The sequence below is a fragment of the Winogradskyella vidalii genome (genome assembly GCF_013403955.1).
Taxonomy (GTDB): domain Bacteria; phylum Bacteroidota; class Bacteroidia; order Flavobacteriales; family Flavobacteriaceae; genus Winogradskyella; species Winogradskyella vidalii.
In genome coordinates, this window is the sequence record NZ_JABFDG010000007.1 from 1 (window position 1) to 17,547 (window position 17,547).

The 17,547-nt window shown below is 33.3% G+C and carries 17 protein-coding genes; 8 read left to right on the forward strand and 9 right to left on the reverse strand.

The annotated features are described in order from the left end of the window. Together HM982_RS14765 and HM982_RS14770 are read left to right on the forward strand one after the other, a co-directional pair. Positions 1–138 (forward strand): T9SS type B sorting domain-containing protein (locus HM982_RS14765; RefSeq protein ID WP_179352803.1); only part of this gene is annotated, 138 nt, incomplete at its 5' end. Between the two features lie 7 nt (positions 139–145). Continuing rightward, the gene (locus HM982_RS14770; RefSeq protein WP_179354088.1) at positions 146–1,162 is read left to right on the forward strand and encodes a PorP/SprF family type IX secretion system membrane protein; all 1,017 of its coding nucleotides are present in this window, start codon (positions 146–148) and stop codon (positions 1,160–1,162) included. Between the two features lie 67 nt (positions 1,163–1,229). Here the strand turns inward: HM982_RS14770 and HM982_RS14775 are convergent, their stop codons facing one another. Continuing rightward, positions 1,230–2,402, reverse strand: coding sequence for a vWA domain-containing protein (locus tag HM982_RS14775; protein ID WP_179354089.1), 1,173 nt, complete (start codon positions 2,400–2,402; stop codon positions 1,230–1,232). A gap of 152 nt (positions 2,403–2,554) precedes the next feature. Further along, positions 2,555–3,586, reverse strand: coding sequence for an SIMPL domain-containing protein (locus tag HM982_RS14780; RefSeq protein ID WP_179354091.1), 1,032 nt, complete (start codon positions 3,584–3,586; stop codon positions 2,555–2,557). A 260-nt stretch (positions 3,587–3,846) separates the two neighbouring features. Between HM982_RS14780 and HM982_RS14785 the strand changes: the two genes are divergently transcribed. Further along, positions 3,847–5,970 carry a tetratricopeptide repeat-containing sensor histidine kinase gene (locus tag HM982_RS14785; protein WP_179354092.1) on the forward strand — a complete coding sequence of 708 codons (2,124 nt, stop codon included), beginning with the start codon at positions 3,847–3,849 and terminating at the stop codon, positions 5,968–5,970. A 73-nt stretch (positions 5,971–6,043) separates the two neighbouring features. Next, positions 6,044–6,778: a LytR/AlgR family response regulator transcription factor gene (locus tag HM982_RS14790; protein ID WP_179354094.1), complete on the forward strand. Its 735-nt coding sequence runs from the start codon at positions 6,044–6,046 to the stop codon at positions 6,776–6,778. 173 nt (positions 6,779–6,951) lie between these two features. Here HM982_RS14790 and HM982_RS14795 read toward each other — a convergent pair whose 3' ends face one another. Then, positions 6,952–7,743, reverse strand: coding sequence for a DUF2797 domain-containing protein (locus HM982_RS14795; protein WP_179354309.1), 792 nt, complete (start codon positions 7,741–7,743; stop codon positions 6,952–6,954). A 142-nt stretch (positions 7,744–7,885) separates the two neighbouring features. Here HM982_RS14795 and HM982_RS14800 point away from each other — a divergent pair, with 142 nt between their 5' ends. Then, complete coding sequence (locus tag HM982_RS14800; protein WP_179354096.1) at positions 7,886–9,403, forward strand: GH3 auxin-responsive promoter family protein; 1,518 nt, start codon at positions 7,886–7,888, stop codon at positions 9,401–9,403. 102 nt (positions 9,404–9,505) lie between these two features. On the opposite strand, the gene clpX is transcribed toward HM982_RS14800, so the two are convergent. From clpX to HM982_RS14830, 6 genes are all read right to left on the reverse strand, one after another. Then, positions 9,506–10,735, reverse strand: a complete 1,230-nt coding sequence (gene clpX / locus HM982_RS14805; RefSeq protein ID WP_179354098.1) for an ATP-dependent Clp protease ATP-binding subunit ClpX — start codon at positions 10,733–10,735, stop codon at positions 9,506–9,508. 74 nt (positions 10,736–10,809) lie between these two features. Beyond that, positions 10,810–11,484 (reverse strand): ATP-dependent Clp protease proteolytic subunit, encoded by a 675-nt coding sequence (locus HM982_RS14810; RefSeq protein ID WP_179354100.1) that lies wholly within the window; start codon positions 11,482–11,484, stop codon positions 10,810–10,812. Positions 11,485–11,754: 270 nt separating this feature from the next. Further along, positions 11,755–13,077 carry a trigger factor gene (gene tig, locus HM982_RS14815; protein ID WP_179354102.1) on the reverse strand — a complete coding sequence of 441 codons (1,323 nt, stop codon included), beginning with the start codon at positions 13,075–13,077 and terminating at the stop codon, positions 11,755–11,757. Positions 13,078–13,157: 80 nt separating this feature from the next. Next, positions 13,158–13,505: a phage holin family protein gene (locus tag HM982_RS14820; RefSeq protein WP_179354104.1), complete on the reverse strand. Its 348-nt coding sequence runs from the start codon at positions 13,503–13,505 to the stop codon at positions 13,158–13,160. 25 nt (positions 13,506–13,530) lie between these two features. Then, positions 13,531–14,295 (reverse strand): alpha/beta fold hydrolase, encoded by a 765-nt coding sequence (locus HM982_RS14825; RefSeq protein WP_179354106.1) that lies wholly within the window; start codon positions 14,293–14,295, stop codon positions 13,531–13,533. A 71-nt stretch (positions 14,296–14,366) separates the two neighbouring features. Then, positions 14,367–15,080 (reverse strand): pyridoxine 5'-phosphate synthase, encoded by a 714-nt coding sequence (locus HM982_RS14830; protein ID WP_179354107.1) that lies wholly within the window; start codon positions 15,078–15,080, stop codon positions 14,367–14,369. 90 nt (positions 15,081–15,170) lie between these two features. Between HM982_RS14830 and HM982_RS14835 the strand changes: the two genes are divergently transcribed. From HM982_RS14835 to porG, 3 genes are all read left to right on the forward strand, one after another. Further along, a complete protein-coding gene (locus tag HM982_RS14835) occupies positions 15,171–15,827 on the forward strand; it encodes a CBS domain-containing protein (protein ID WP_179354109.1) in 657 nt (218 codons plus the stop codon). A 2-nt stretch (positions 15,828–15,829) separates the two neighbouring features. Further along, positions 15,830–16,708: an NAD kinase gene (locus tag HM982_RS14840; RefSeq protein ID WP_179354310.1), complete on the forward strand. Its 879-nt coding sequence runs from the start codon at positions 15,830–15,832 to the stop codon at positions 16,706–16,708. Between the two features lie 148 nt (positions 16,709–16,856). Then, positions 16,857–17,546: a type IX secretion system protein PorG gene (porG, locus tag HM982_RS14845; protein ID WP_179354111.1), complete on the forward strand. Its 690-nt coding sequence runs from the start codon at positions 16,857–16,859 to the stop codon at positions 17,544–17,546. The last annotated feature ends 1 nt before the right edge of the window (position 17,547 follow it).

Sequence of the window (17,547 nt, forward strand, 5' to 3'; positions counted from 1 at the left end):
CCAGAAGGCGAAGGTTGGGATGGAACGTTTAATAACAGTCCATTGCCAACGAGTGATTACTGGTTTACAGTAGAATACGATGAGCCATTGACCAATGTACGTAAAGAATTTAAAGCCCATTTTACATTGAAACGATAAAAAAATTATGAAATTGAAAAAGTATTTTTTAGTAACATTTATAGCTTTTTTGGCAAATTTTAGTTTGGCACAAGAAGGTATACCAATTTATTCGGATTATTTAACTGATAATTATTATTTAATCCATCCTTCTATGGCGGGTGTTGCTAATTGTGCTAAAGTACGATTAACGGCTAGACAACAATGGTTTGGTGTAGATGATGCTCCAAGTTTACAAACATTGAGTATGAATGGTCGAATAGGAGAGTCGCCAGTAGCTGTTGGTGGTATTCTTTTCAATGATACAAATGGTTATCATTCAACCGTTGGTGGTTATGCTACTTTTGCATATCATTTAATGTTTTCTAGAAATGAGATTGACCTAAATATGTTATCTTTTGGTTTAAGTGCTGGGTTTTTGCAGTACAAATTAGATGAAACGAGTTGGTTGGTTCCAGGAGAGCCACATGATCAAGCTGTGGCTGGAATTGAGCAAAGTGCTACTAATTTTAATATTGATTTTGGATTCTCATACCACTTTATAGATTTCTATGCACATTTTACGGCAAAGAATATCTTAGATAATGAAGGTATTAATTGGAATGGTATTGATGGCTTTGAATATCAGAACTTAAGAACGTATTTATTGTCTTCAGGTTATACGTTTAGTAAGTATGGAAGTGATTGGAGCTATGAACCATCAATAATGTATATGTACAGAGATGCAACAGAAGAATCATCTATTGATATCAATGCTAAAGTTTACAAGGAAATGGATTTTGGTAAAGTATGGGGAGGTTTGTCTTATAGACGTAGTTTAGATGGTGCAGAATTTCAAGATGGCTCAGGAGTAAGTAATCAAAAATTACAATATATCACACCATTTTTAGGGGTTGATTATAATAATTTTGTTTTTGCTTACACATATTCTTATCAAGCAAATACGGTAAACTTTAATACAGGTGGTTTTCATCAGTTAACACTTGGTTTTAACTTTAATTGTAGAAGAGAAAAGTATGAGTGTAATTGTCCGGCGATAAATTAATACATTATTATATCATACAAAAAAAGGCTCAATTTAATAAAATTGAGCCTTTTGTTTTTTTCAGAACTTATTCTTCCCAACTATAATTTTTCTTTTCGGCTTGGGTCTTTAAAGCTTTAATCATTGCCGTTTCTAAGTTATTTGTAGAACTATTATTATGCTCAGCCACATAATGACGTCGCTTTAAATTTAGTGTTGCAATTTCATCTTGAAGTTTTTCACGTATTTTCGCCTTAGCTTCAACATAAGCTTTAATTTCTGATTTTGACTTTCCTTTTAATTCTTTTGGTAATTCGCTTTCTTTTAATGTATCATAAGAAAAATTAGCTTCTTTTTCTGCATCCACCAAATCCCATGAACTGTTTTTATATAACCGAGAACTTTTACTAACGGTTCTACTCACCGCATTGGCTTTATTATAATTTCTAGCATTAGTATCCTGTTCAGCTTGCATTTCCATTTTAGCTTGGCCAGCGCTTCCATAAGCAATATAGGTTTTATTTAACGCTTCATTGAGTCCTATAATTTTATCATCATAAGGTGAAGCGATATGTACTGTTGCTTCATTGTGATTAATGGCGGTATAGTTGCCATGAGTTAAATCGGCACCAGCTTTCCATTTTGTAGCAATACCTTGATTATAGTCGCCACAAAAAATAGTATTGACAGTTACATCATTTTGATGAGCAAATTTTGAGGCTTCCTCATAGTTTACGTTTCCTTGAGTGTAAGGTTCATTTCCAGCAATAAAAATAAGTTTTAAATCGGCTTTGTTATTTCCCCATTCTAATTGGTTAAGTGCGGTTTTAATTACTTTTCCACAGTATTCATTACCGCCATTTGTAGTTAATGAGAATAATGCTTTCGATATTTCATCTAAATCATCACTAAATGCTAGCACTTGCCTTACGTAGCCTTCGTCTGCATTAAGGTTATCATTACCGTATTCATATAAGGCAATTTTAAGATTCGGGCTCTCATCTTCACATTTAGCATACGATAATTCATTAATAAGTTTCCAAAGTTGTGCCCTAGCTTGATCTATTAAACCATCCATACTATTACTGGTGTCTAATAGTAAGGCGACTTTAATTTCAGGTTTTTCAGTTTTCGAATGTGTTTCAATTACGGTTTCAGTAATTAATAATTCTGCTATATTTGATGAGTTATTATTCGCATTACAAGCTATTACTGTTGTTAAGCTCAGTGCGATGACTACGGGCTTAAATAGTGTTTTCATATTTCTCATTTTTTAATTATTATATATTTTGTTTCTCATTAATCTTAAGGGAACAATCTAAATCGGTAGCTTTAGTGTCAAAGGGTCTCGTTATTTTTTAATTTAACATTATCGCTTCTTTCAAGTCTAACAACAAGCGGTCTTAAGTCTTTTTATTTTGTCTTCAATTCTTTTACGTCAATAGTACCATTTGGTGATATCACATAATATTTGTGGTCGATTTTTGTTTCTACAGTTGGCGTTTCTTTTTTGACTTTTGGTTTCGGTGTAAAAGCGAGTTTAATGTGCATTCCGATTTGAACAACGGGTTCTAAGATGGAAGCATTAATCACCACATCATAAGTTTCGTAGGTCAAAGGTTGGTAGTAATAAGAGGTTTGTTTTTTTGCTGTAGTAACGCCTTTTTGGCGATCTAAAGCTTCAATAGAAATACTGTTATAAGCTTGATAGCTTCGGTAAAAATCTTTAGGAAAATAACAATATTTGTCGTCTGCAATAGCCACATTGTAATCAGACATATCAAAACCTAGAACTTCGTAGTAAGCCTTTTTTTCTTCAATGAGTTTTAATAATTCATCTTGAAGGTTTTTATACACCTCCTGAATATTTTCAATATAATAATCCACTTTTACCAAGTTATAAACTTCACTTTGCGCACAGGCTTCTAAAATGGCTTCAAATTGATTGGTTTTTGTAAATTGAATATGAATGTTTTGTTGCAACTCAAAGCCCTTAGGAACTTCCGTATAGGTTTTGCTGAATAGTTTTTTGGTTACTTCAACTTCATACATCGGGGTAAAAGAAATGACATCAATTACAATACTATTTTGAGTAATCCCTTTTTCATTCAATCGCTCTTTAATGCTGTCTATGCGTTCTTTCATAAGTTGATTGGTGGCTTCGGCAGAAGGGCCAATTTGAGCGACATTAAAAATTGCGGTATAGGTTGTTGCACTAGCATTTTGTAACGCTTTTACATCAACAGTGAGCACATTACTCGGATATAATGTGTTTTGTATGGGGTGTTGTGCTGTAGGGTTATAAATTTTAGCATTTCCAGAACTTAAAATGTTTTGTCTAGAAATATCATCTGTAATTTCATTATAGTTTCCTCTGTGTTGCGCTCCTAGGTTGATACTAAAAATTAGTAATGCTACTAACCCTAAATTGAATGTGTTTTTCATGATTATAATTGTTTTTTGATTTCTAGTGTAAAGCTCTGTCTAAAAAACAGGTACAAAAAACAGGAATGAGTGAACTAGTCATTTCGGAGCGTAAAGCGGACGGTAAATTTAGTAGGTGTCGCTTTTTTAGGATGTAAAACACACGATTTCTAAATAGGCTATTTTTTGATACCGAATAAAGTATGTAAGTTTATTGCTAGAAATTAATAGTGTCTGTGAGAACTGCTTTAACATATCGAATCTTATTACTGTTTTGCCTGATGGGATGTATTGCCTTTGGGCAACAAAATCAGTTAGATAAAAGGACCAATGAAGCCGTGTTTAACATTAGAGGTTCCGTGTATGAGAAAGATTCCTATTCGCCATACAAGAATGTAGAGATTTTGATTAATGGCGGTGGTTACACCAGAAGTAGTGCGGATGGTTCTTTTAATGTGCAGGCCAAAATTGGCGATGAACTCATTATTAGTCATAAGGATTTTGAAACCATTTATTACACTATAAAATCTAATGAACGTATAAGTATTGAGGTTATAGGTGCTAAGCAATCAAATTCGCGTTACCGAAAAAGTAGCGATTTTAAACGCTTTAATGAGATGATAGATTCTGCTGCGACTTATCTTAAAAAAGACGCGGAAAAAAGTATAAAATTTATTGGTAATGCTTTAAATGCCAATGTTGGCACTACCGAAAATGCAGAAGCGCATGAGTTGTTAGGCGATGTTTACATGCATTGGAAACAGTATGATTTAGCAGTTTCAGCCTATAAAATTAGTCTTCAAAATACGGAAACTAATTCAGCAAAACTTAAATTAGCAAAGGCTTACCTCAATAATGAGAATTTTGAAGCCAGTCTTTCTACGTATCATCAAATTGAAGAAAGTAGTCTATCTAATTATAATAAGACGGTTTGGTTTGAAGGCATTGGTGATGTGCATGTAAAACAGAAAGCTTACTCTAAAGCTATTGAAGCTTATGAAGCGGGTTTAAAAGTAGCAACAACACACTTAATTGCACCTAAAGTTACTGACTTAAATTCAAAAATGGCTCAAGTTTATAGCGACCAAGGGCAAACCTCTAAAGCAAAAAACTTTTTTAGTAATTCATTGAGTTTAGCTGAAAGAGAAAATAAAAAAAGAGCTGTCGAAGAGCAAATTAAGGTGGCCGAATTTAACAATACTAATGCCGATTACGAAAGTGAAATTGTGTTACGAAAACAAGCTATCGAAGGAATTAAAACTATTGAATTAGATTCCATTATTGCTAATGAAAGCCCAATTACATCTCAAAAGCAAAATTATAAAATTGGAAATGCGCTAATCTTACAAAATCGAAATGATGATGCCATACTATATTTAGAAAAAAGTAGAAAAGAGGCTGGTGAAAAAGAAGATCTTGTTGTAGAAAAGGATGCCACCAGAAAGTTATCTGAGGCATTAATTAAAAAAGGAGCAACCGAAGAAGGGCTCGCTATGATTGAGAATTATGAGATTATTGTAGATGAATTATATGCTAAAAAAGAACAAGAGATATCTCAAGCTGCACGTTTTAGTCGGAATATTGCAGAGCAGCAAAACCGAATCACATCATTAGAAAGCGACCGTGCTTTATCTAAAAGTACCTACGAGTTAACCCAAGAGCGTAATAAACGGCAACAGCTCATTATTTACACCTTAATCGGTGGCTTGGTGTTATTACTTATTACAGGTTTTTTAATGTTTAAATACATAAAGCAGCAACGTTTGGCAAATAATTTATTGGCTTTAAAATCCTTGAGAAGTCAAATGAATCCCCATTTTATTTTTAATGCTTTAAATTCCGTTAATACCTTTATAGCGACCAATGATGAACGCACAGCTAACAAATATTTATCCGATTTTTCACAGTTAATGCGTGCTGTTTTAGAGAATAGCGAAGAGGATTTTATTCCATTAAAAAAAGAAATTGAATTGTTGAATTTATACACTAAACTCGAACACTTTAGGTTTCAGGATAAATTTGATTATGCGATACATGTAGATGAAAGCATAGATGTTGACGAATTTCAGATTCCACCCATGTTATTACAACCTTATATAGAAAATGCAGTTTGGCATGGCTTACGTTATAAAACGGAAAAAGGACATCTAGATATAACTATTCAACCCAAATCTAAAGGTGAAATTACCATAACCATATCAGATGACGGTATCGGAAGAACACGTTCTAAAGCATTGAAAACGGAACATCAGAAAAAACAAAATTCAAAAGGCATGAATAATATTAAAAAACGTGTCGCCATTTTAAACGAAATGTATAAGGGTAAAGTAGACGTGATCATCGAGGATTTTCAAGATTTGGATGATGCAGGAACGAAAGTCGTTGTGACATTAAAGAAGGATTAATTAAGTTGGAAGAAAGGCGTTTGAAGTTGGAAGCAACTTTGAGCTACAAGCTTCGAACTTCAAACTAAAACACATGAAATTAAAGGCCATTATAGTTGAAGACGAAGAAAACAGTAGGTTAATTCTTAGAAATTATTTAACGAAGTATTGTCCAAATATTTCAATTTTAGGTGAAGCAGCTAATGTTGAAGACGCTTTGGTTCTCATTAGAAATAATGATTTGGATGTGGTGTTTTTAGATGTAGAAATGCCTTATGGTAATGCCTTCGATTTATTAGATAAAGTAGGTGATATTAATTTTGAAACCATATTTGTTACCGCATATAACCATTATGCCATTGAGGCTTTAAATGCGCATGCGTCTTATTATTTAATGAAACCGATTTCAATTGACGAGTTGATTAAGGCCGTAGATTATGTTACAGAAATTAGGGTCAAGGAAGAGGCGCTTCAAGACCAGGTGTTAGTACCAAAGACTAATTCTGTTAATGGTAAAATTACCATTCCGCAACTAGACGGTTTTGAAGTGATTGAAACCGCAACAATCATGTATTGTAAAGCAGATGATAATTATACAGAAATTTTCCTGAATAATAATCAAAAGAAGCTCGTCAGTAAAACTCTAAAATATATTGAAGAAAGTTTAAATGAGGCTAATTTTGCAAGAGTTCACAAGAGTTATTTGGTCAATGTGGATGAAATTGTAAAATACGTTAAAGGGAAAGGAGGAAGTGTGGTGCTTAGCAATGGCAAAGAAATTAATGTTTCTGCTTCAAAAAAATCAGATTTGTTGTCTTATTTTAAATAACCGTATCCCTTTGAAAAAAGGGATCTCCGAATAGATAAAAAAAGAGTACCTTCAGTTAAAGTACTATTCTAAAATATAAATGGCCTGCAAGTTTATTTTAACCTTGTAAGTATGACTTCTAAAATTGAAAGACCTACAAGGTATTCAAAACCTTGCAGGTCAAAATAGAAACTTTACACACTCAATTCTACAACTAAGCCTTCATTAGAACGTATATTAAAAACGGTATTATCTTCAAAAATGAGGTATTGTCCTTTAATGCCAACTAATTTACCGGAGTACTCAGGTGTTTTACTTAGATTAAGACTTTTAGGTTTTTCAGGATATTGTTCAACAGGAAATAATAGGTGTGTTTCGGTGTTGTTTTCAATAAAGTATGGCAATGCTTCCTCAGGAATATAAGCTTTTAGTTTCTGTCGCCATTCTAAAAGGTTTTCATCTTTAATGTCATTTTTAAGCATTGTTCTCCAATTGGTTTTATCGGCGACATAGTCTTTTAGAGCAACTTCTGTAATGCCTGCTAAATAACGGTTAGGAACTTCAACAATTTCAATAGCTTCATGAGCGCCCTGATCGATCCAACGTGTTGGTACTTGGCTTTTTCGTGTTACACCAACTTTAACGTTGCTAGAGTTTGCTAAATATACAATATGAGGTTGTAGCTGTACTTTCTTTTCGTATTCTAAGTCTCTGTCTTCTTTATCTAAATGTGCGGTGCTTAATTCTGGTCGCATAATCCAATCGCCAGCAAAAGGTTTATCAAAAAAACACGATTTACAAAAGCCCTGTCTGTAAATAGGTCGGTCTAATCCGCAACTTAAACATTGATGACCAATAGGCTTTATATTAATCGTTTTATTCAGTAATTGATTCACATGAATAAAGTCATTTTTAAAGATCAAATAATATTGAATTGGTTCTAAAAATTCGGTTTGCATTTTTGTGAGAACTCCTGAGTAAAGCATAAAAGAATTTAGTATTTTTATCATTTAAGCCTTACTGAGATTCGTCTCAAAGAACTTAGATGAATATTAGAATTTAAGATTCAAAATTACGTACAATAACTGAACTATTAAATCTCGTTTAGCGAGTAAAGATAACTAATCCATGCCAATTCCTATTGTAAACTCTATAGCTTCATGGTTTTTAAAAAAACGATTTCATCAAATAGAATTGTTTTTGAAATATCCAAATGAAGTGCAGAATGAGTTGCTTTTTAACTTATTGAAACTAGCTAAAGATACTGAAATTGGTCGGCAATATGATTTTGATGCTATAAAAACGTATCGTGAATTTAACGAACGCATTCCAATTGTAGATTATGAAAATTTTCATCCATTAATTGAACGTTCTAGACAAGGTGAACAAAATATCTTTTGGCCTAAACCAATCAAGTGGTTTGCCAAATCTAGTGGTACTACTAATGCCCAAAGTAAATTTATTCCTGTAAGTTTTGAGTCTTTAGAAGATTGTCATTATGCGGCTAGTAAGGATTTGCTTTGTATGTATTTAAACAATAATGAAGATGCACAATTGTTTACCGGGAAAAGTTTACGTTTAGGTGGAAGTAAAGAATTATATAAAGAAAATGGGACTGTTTTTGGCGATTTAAGTGCCATTCTTATTGATAACATGCCGTTTTGGGCAGAGTTTAGTAGCACGCCAAGCAATCGTGTGTCGCTAATGAGTGAATGGGAAACCAAGATGCAAGCTATTGTTGAAGAGACGATTGAAGAAAATGTAACCAGCTTAGCTGGAGTGCCATCTTGGATGTTGGTGTTGTTGAATAATGTTTTAGACAAAACAGGTAAAGACAGTCTTTTTGATATTTGGCCTAATCTAGAAGTTTACTTCCATGGCGGGGTTAGTTTTAACCCTTATGTAGAGCAGTACAAGGCTATTTTACCATCTCAAAGTTTTAGATATTACGAAATTTATAATGCGTCTGAAGGCTTTTTTGCAATTCAGGATCAAAATAATTCAAGCGATTTACTATTAATGTTAGATTATGGAATTTTCTATGAGTTTATTCCTATGGATGCTTATGGCACTGAGACACAAAAAGTGATTCCATTAAGTGAGGTCAAGCTCAATACAAATTACGCTGTTATTATTACGACGAATGCTGGTTTATGGCGTTACAAAATAGGAGATACTATTCGGTTTGTGAGTTTAAGCCCTCACCGAATTAAGGTTACAGGAAGAACCAAACATCATATCAATGCCTTTGGCGAAGAGTTAATTATAGAAAATGCAGAGGAAGCCTTTAAAAATGTTTGTAAACGTACTGCTTCTGAAATTGTAGACTATACAGCAGCACCTATTTTTATGGATGGCAAAGAAAAAGGTGCTCATGAGTGGATTATAGAATTTAAAACACCTCCTGAAAATATGTCTTATTTTGAAGAGTTATTTGATAATGCGTTAAAAGCATTGAATTCAGATTATGAAGCCAAACGTTTTAATAATATGACTTTAAATAAGCCTAAAATACACAGTGCAAGAAAGGATTTATTTTACGATTGGCTGAAAGTAAACAACAAACTTGGAGGTCAACATAAAGTACCTCGTTTGTCTAATTCGAGAAGTTACTTAGAAGAGTTATTGCGTATTAATAGTTTGTAAGCTGTGGTATTGAAATAAAAATTAAGCGGTTTATAAAAAACAAAAAACCACAATTTCAGATGCGAAATTGTGGTTTTTTTATTTCTTAAATGAATTGAAAACTTAGGAAACAGCCTTCAATTTTTTTAATGTTGATTTATTTAAACGATCTTCAGCGTAAGATTTAGTCACGTTTAATTTGGTTTCACCAGACCCAGGTAAATCAAACATGGCTTCCGTTAAAATTTCCTCGCAAAGTGATCGTAATCCACGAGCACCAAGTTTGTATTCAATGGCTTTATCTACTATATAGTCTAAAGCACCGTCGGTGATGGTAAACTCAACATCATCCATTTCAAACAACTTTTTATATTGTTTAATAATAGCATTTTTAGGCTCTGTAAGTATAGCTCTTAATGTTTTTGCATCTAAAGGATCCATATGCGTTAACACAGGAAGTCGACCAATGATTTCTGGAATAAGACCAAAATCTTTTAAATCTTTAGGTGTAATATATTGTAGAATATTGTCTTTATCTACGGTGTCTGTTTTCATTGAGCTATAACCAATGGCTTGCATATTTAAGCGTTTGGTAATGACACGCTCAATACCATCAAAGGCACCACCTGCAATGAATAAGATGTTTTCGGTATCAACTTCAATAAATTTTTGGTCGGGATGCTTGCGCCCTCCTTTTGGTGGGACGTTAACAACGGTTCCTTCTAAAAGTTTAAGTAGTGCTTGTTGCACACCTTCTCCCGAAACATCTCTGGTAATAGATGGGTTATCACTTTTGCGCGCAATTTTATCAATTTCATCAATAAAAACGATACCGCGTTGTGCTTTTTCAAGATTATAATCTGCAGCTTGCAATAAGCGTGTTAAAATACTTTCTACATCTTCACCAACATAACCTGCTTCTGTTAATACGGTAGCATCAACAATAGCTAAAGGCACATTCAACATTTTAGCGATGGTTTTGGCCATTAATGTTTTTCCTGTACCCGTTTGCCCAACCATAATGATATTACTCTTTTGTATTTCAATATCATCATCAGAAGGTGGTTGTAATAAACGCTTGTAATGATTGTAAACTGCTACAGACATTACACGTTTGGTAAACTCTTGTCCTATAATATATTCTTCTAAAAACCCTTTAATTTCTTTAGGCTTTCTCAGCATTAATTCTGCACTTAAATCTGAATTTCCCGATTGTTTAGATTCTTCTACAACAATACCATGAGCTTGCTCAATACAACGGTCACAGATATGTGCATCTAAGCCTGCAATTAACAAGCTTGTTTCTGGCTTTTTCCTACCACAAAATGAACATTCTAATTCTTCCTTTGCCATCTTAAATTTTTTTATTCCTGCGAAAGCAGAAATCTTAATTGTACTTTTAAGTTATTAGTCGAAAGTGTTATTAATTACTTTCGTTCTAAAATTTCATCAATCATTCCATATTCTAAAGCTTCAGGAGAACGCATCCAATAATCTCTATCAGAATCTTTTTCTACTTGCTCAAAAGAATTGCCTGAATGATTTGCGATTATTGTATATAATTCTTCTTTAACTCTAATCGTTTCCTTTAAGGCAATCTGCATATCGCTTAACTGACCCTGTGTACCGCTGCTTACTTGGTGAATCATTACACGAGAGTGTTTTAAAGCTGAACGCTTACCTTTTTCACCTGCACATAATAATACAGCAGCCATTGAAGCAGCAATACCTGTGCAAATCGTTGCGACATCTGGTTTTACAAATTGCATGGTGTCATAGATACCTAAACCAGCGTAAACAGATCCTCCTGGAGAATTGATATAAATTTGAATATCTTTTGTAGCATCAGTACTCTGTAAGAATAATAATTGAGCTTGTATAATGTTAGCGACTTGGTCATTAACGCCTGTACCTAAAAAGATGATACGATCCATCATTAAACGTGAAAAGACATCCATAGCAACCGCATTCATTTGGCGCTCTTCAATAATGTTTGGTGTTAGGTTTGTAGGATTCATGCTCGTAATTATTTTTTGATAATAATTACTGTTTATACCTTGATCTTTAGTGGCGAATTTTTCAAATTCTTTTCCGTAATCCATATGTTTTTTAATTTCTTTTAATTAGTGAGTGTTATAAGATCATAATGTGTTTAGTAACTTAAGAGTATCGTAAAATATTATGATAGAAGTATTTTTAGTTACGTTTAATATGACAAACTTATTACTTTTTTAAGTTGTTTTTAAAAAAATAAAAACAAAAGGCGTAAAACTGAATGGTTTTACGCCTTAAAGATACTAATATTTTTTAGCTTACCATTTTCATGATAAGTACATTTTAAGGTTTTAAGGCTTGGCCTTAATTCAAAAAAATTAGCTATAGAATTCTTTTACGAAATCATCATAAGTAATTTCTTTCGTTTTAATGTTTGCTTCAGTTTTGTAAAGTTCTAATAATTTCTGACTCATTAACTGTTCTGAGATACGCTTTACTTCATCTTGATTACCTAAAATACGCGCTGCAATATCTTCTAATTCTTTTTCTGAAGGATTTAATTGTCCAAATTGTGCCATTTGTCCTTTAATCATTTCCATAGCATGTGCTTTTAGTTCTTCAAATTGAACTTGAAGATTATGCTCTTGGATTAATTTACCTTCAATAAGCTGGTAACGCATGCTTTTTTCAGACTTTTCGTACTCTTCTTTAGCTTGCTCTTCAGTCATTTCTTCTTCACCTGCAGTTTGCATCCATTTTTGTAAGAAGCTTGTTGGTAAGTCAAATTTAGTGTTTTCAATCAACGTTTCAGTTACATCATTCAACAATTTTTGATCACCTTGTTGCGTAAATTGCTTTTCAGAATCTTCTTTAATCTTGTCTTTTAATTCTGTTACAGAAGTGACGTTCCCATCTCCAAATAACTTATCAAACAATTCTTGGTCTAAATCAGCTAATTCTCTTTCGTTAATTTCTGTAATTGTGAAGTTAACATCAATAGCTAAACCATGAGCATCATCGTGTGCTACTTTTAAAGCGTTCATTAAATCATGATCATCTTTAAATAAGCCTTTTGTTTTTAATGAAATAACATCACCAACTTTAGCGCCGATAAATTTCTTAGGATTTGTTTTTCCTTTTAATTTATCTAAAGTAATCATGGTTGAATTATCGATTTCTTTTTCTTCGTTAACAAAAGTTCCTGTAATTTCAGAAGCTTCTGTAACTTCAGTTTGTGAAACGATTTTACCATATTGCTTTTGGATGTGCTCAATCTGATCGTTGATCATTTTGTCATCTGCAACAATATTATAATGGGTAATTGCTTTTTTGTTTTTTAAATTCACTTCGAATTCTGGAGCAAGACCTAATTCAAATTCAAATGTAAATGCTTCAGCATCCCAATTTAAATCGTCTTGTGCTTTTGGTAATGGATTACCTAAAATATCTAATTTTTCTTCAGTTAAATACTTGCCAAGTGCATCTTGCAGTAATTTATTTACTTCATCAACCAATACGGCTTTACCATACTGCTTTTTTACCATTCCCATTGGGACATGACCTTTTCTAAAACCAGGAATGTTTGCAGATTTACGGTAATCCGTTAATATTTTCTCTACTTTATCGCTGTAATCTTCTTTAGCGATATCCACTTTTACAACTGCATTTAATGCATCGATGTTTTCTCTTGTAATGTTCATTTTTATTGAAACTAAAATTGGGCTGCAAAAATACAACATTTTTTGCAACCCAACAATAGTTTTAAAGGTTTGGAAGTTAGCTACTTTTTATCGTCTTTTAATAGGGATTGTAAAACCGATTGTAAAAAGGATAAAAGGATACTAAATAGTAAGGCGGTCCAAAAGCCAGAGACGCTAAACCCATCGAGAAGGTTGCTGGCTAATAGTATCATTAAAGCATTAATAACTAAGAGAAAAAGACCAAGCGTTACAAGGGTTACTGGTAGTGTTAAAATTACTAATATTGGTTTTACTAATAAGTTAAGAATGGATAGTACAATAGCAACAATAATAGCGCCCAAATAACCATCTACAGTAACGCCTGTTAAAACGTATGCTAAAATAAATACAGCTAAGGCATTTATTAAAAGTCTAATAAAAACATTCATAATCGTTTATTTTTTGAATCGTGTTTTAAGATACGAAATTTATCACAGCATCGTAAAATTCTTCAGGGTTTTCAGCATGTAGCCAATGGCCAGCATTAGAAATTGTTATGATTTTTGAATTTAAAAAATGACGGTGAATAATAGCTGTATCAGCTTCGCCTATATATTCGGAACGGTCACCACGTAAAAATAAGGTGTCTTTATTAAATGTGGCATGTATAGGAAGTGCTTCACCTACCTCAGCAACATTGTCTTTAAGAACTTGCAGATTTATTCGTAAACCCAATTGTCCTTTTTCTACCCAATATAAATTTTTGAGTAAAAACATACGTATACCAGCTTCATGAATATAATTAGCTAGGGCTTTGTCTGCAGCGCCTCTACTTTTTAGTTCTGAGAAATCTAAGCTACTTAAGCCTTCTAAAATAGCATCGTGATGAACAGGGTAATAACGAGGTGATATGTCAGCGACTATAAGCTTACTTACTAATTCAGGATATTTGGTAGCGAAAAGCATGGCTGTTTTTCCTCCCATAGAATGCCCTAATAAAATAATGTCTTGTAAATTATTTTCCTCACAGTATTGTTTTAGGTCTTCTGCCATGATTTCATAATCAAAGTCTTCAGAATGAAAACTACGGCCGTGATTACGTTGGTCAACTAAGTGGATTTCAAAATTAACTTCAGAAAATTGCTTTCCTAGGGTTTTCCAATTGTCCCCCATGCCTAAAAATCCGTGTAAAATGATAAAAGGTTTTCCTTCGCCTATAATGTTTGAATGTAATGTCATAATTCTTTTAGTTTAAGGTTTGAAATTTGAAGCGTGAAGTTTCTTTTAACAACCTAATTGGTATCTTCAACTTATTTAAGTTTCTTCAAATACATTCCAATCACATTCTCAATGCCCATATATAAACTTTCAGCAATTAAAGCGTGTCCAATAGATACTTCTAAAAGGCCTGTAATGTTTTCTTTAAAGAATTGTATATTGTCTAAAGATAAATCGTGACCAGCATTAATACCAAGTTGTAACGTATTTGCTAAGCCAGCACATTCCATATAAGGGTTTATAGCCTCTTTGTTGCCTAAACTGTATTGATGGGCAAAAGCTTCAGTGTATAATTCTATTCGGTCTGTACCAGTGGTTTTAGCACCTTCAATTTGGTGTAAATCTGGATCTACAAAAATGGAAGTTCTAATGCCATTAGCTTTAAATTCTTTAATGACTTCAGTAAGAAAATCTTTGTGTTTTAAAGTGTCCCAGCCCGCATTAGAAGTAATGGCATCAACAGAATCTGGCACTAAAGTTATTTGTGTTGGCTTAATTTTTAAAACCATATCCACAAACTTAGGAATCGGGTTTCCTTCAATATTGTATTCGGTTTGAACTACAGATTTTAAATCGTAGGCATCTTGGTAACGAATGTGTCTTTCATCGGGTCTTGGGTGAATGGTAACACCTTCTGCCCCAAAACGCTGTACATCTTTTGCAAACTGAACTACATTTGGCGTATCGCCTCCACGGCTATTTCTCAGTGTAGCAATCTTATTTATATTAACACTTAATTTGGTCATGTGATTAGGTTTTCTATTACAAAAATACAAACATGAGAACGTATTTTATGGTTAATTTTGATTAATTTGCAACTTAATTAATTGCGTATAATGGAGCTACAAGATTTTGTAATAAATGATATTAAACCACTTAGTTTAACGGATAAAGTGAGCGATTTAAAAATGCTATTTAATCAGTTAACCTATTCGCATATTCCTATTGTAAGGGATGGTGTGTATATGGGATGTCTTTCTGAAACTGATGCCCATTGCTTTGAAAGTGCAAAAACGTTGAGTGATTGTAGTCATGCTATTGAAGGTTTTTTTGTAAGGCCTACCACAAGCTGGCTCGATGTCCTTGAGACCTTTGCACAAAACAGCTCTAATATTATGCCTATTTTAAGCCAGAATAATAAATATCTTGGTTATTACGAACTCAGCGATATTATACATTTATTTAATGAAACGCCTTTTTTCTCAGAACCAGGAGGTGTTTTAATTATAGAAAAAGGAATTAATGACTATTCGTTTAGTGAAATAAGTCAAATTGTAGAATCTAATGGCGCTAAGCTATTAGGGGCTTTTATTTCTAAAATGGATGGCGATTTAATAAAAATCACCTTAAAAATTGGTAATGCTAGCCTTAACGAAGTTATTCAGACATTTAGGCGTTACAGTTATAATATTGTTTCTGGACACGAAGAAGACTCTTTTATAGAAAGCTTAAAAGATCGCTCGCAATACCTCGATAAATACCTCAACATGTAATGATTAAAGTAGCAATATATGGACAGCATTATGAAAATAAAACGACTCTAAAAGCGGTTGAAAAACTTTTGGAGGTTCTCTTGGTAAAACAAGCCAATGTGTTTATTGAAAGTGATTTTTTTGAGATTCAAAAGTCAGAAATAAAACAGAACCCAAAAATTAAGATTTTTGAAACTTTAGACAAAACCTATGATTTATTAATAAGTGTTGGTGGAGATGGTACCATATTGAGAGCTATAACTTATGTGAGAGATTTAGGGATTCCGGTAGTAGGCATCAATGCAGGGCGATTAGGTTTTTTGGCTACGATTCAAATTGATGATATTGAAGAGGCTTTAACAGAAATATTTAACGGTGATTATAAGATTTCTGAACGTTCATTATTAAGTGTGTCTACAGACCCCATACATCAAGATGTTGTGGATACCCATTTTGCACTTAATGAAATTGCTATTAGTAGAAAAAATACCACCTCCATGATTACCATTGAAACACATCTTAACGATGAGTTTTTAACCTCCTACTGGGCAGATGGTCTTATTTTGTCTACGCCAACAGGATCTACGGGGTATTCCTTAAGTTGTGGCGGTCCGGTTATTGCACCCAATGCTAATAATTTTGCATTAACACCAATATCACCGCATAATTTAAGTGCACGTCCTTTGATTCTTCCAGATAGTACTTCTGTAACGCTAAGAGTAAATGGGAGGGAAGACCAATTTTTAATGTCTCTTGATTCTAGAATTGTAACCTTAGCAAACACGACTACGGTTACCATAAAAAAAGCCGACTTTGTAATTAAAATGGTAGAATTGTTAGATGAAACTTTTTTGGCAACCTTGAGAAAAAAGTTGCTATGGGGAGAAGATCGTCGCAACTAAAGCAATAAATACCTATAAAATCTGTTTATCTGTAAATAGCAATTTAGCGGATTGAAGTGAATAAGTTTTAATACTTAATATATAATCAATTGCATCAAATTGTTACACACAAATCTTAATTGTTATATTTGCAAACTTTGGAAAATTTATGAAGTATTTTTTTCTGCTTTTATTAAGCGTTTTTATTTCTAACACTGTTGGTGCTCAGACCTATGAGGTTGGCGTATTTGCGGGGGGGAGTAATTTTATTGGAGACGTTGGAGCTACAAATTATATTCTGCCAAATCAGGCTGCATTTGGTGCGCTGTTTAGATGGAACAGGAGCACAAGGCATTCTTTTAGGGCGTCATTAATTTTTTCAGATTTAAAAGGCGTTGATACAAGATCTGATGACCCAAGAAGAAAGCAACGCGGTTATGAGTTTGATACGAGTATCGTGGAGATTTCAGCAGGTATGGAGTTTACGTTTGTAGATTTCGATTTACATTCACCAGGCATGAAAGGAACACCATACTTATACTCTGGTATCTCGTTAGCTCACCATGATAATTATTATTTTTCATCATTGGGGCAACTAACGTCGGAGGATACAAGTAGCTGGGCGGTGGGTATACCTATGGCTATAGGATATAAGTCTAATATATCTCATCATTTTGTATTAGGAGCAGAGATAGGAGCCCGTTATACCTTTTCTGATGAATTAGATGGTAGTGTGCCAGATTCTGTTGATAGAGAGGCTTTAAGTTTTGGAAATATAAATAATACTGATTGGTATATGTTTACAGGAATTACATTAACGTATACCTTTGGTAGAAGACCGTGCTATTGCAATTTTTAAA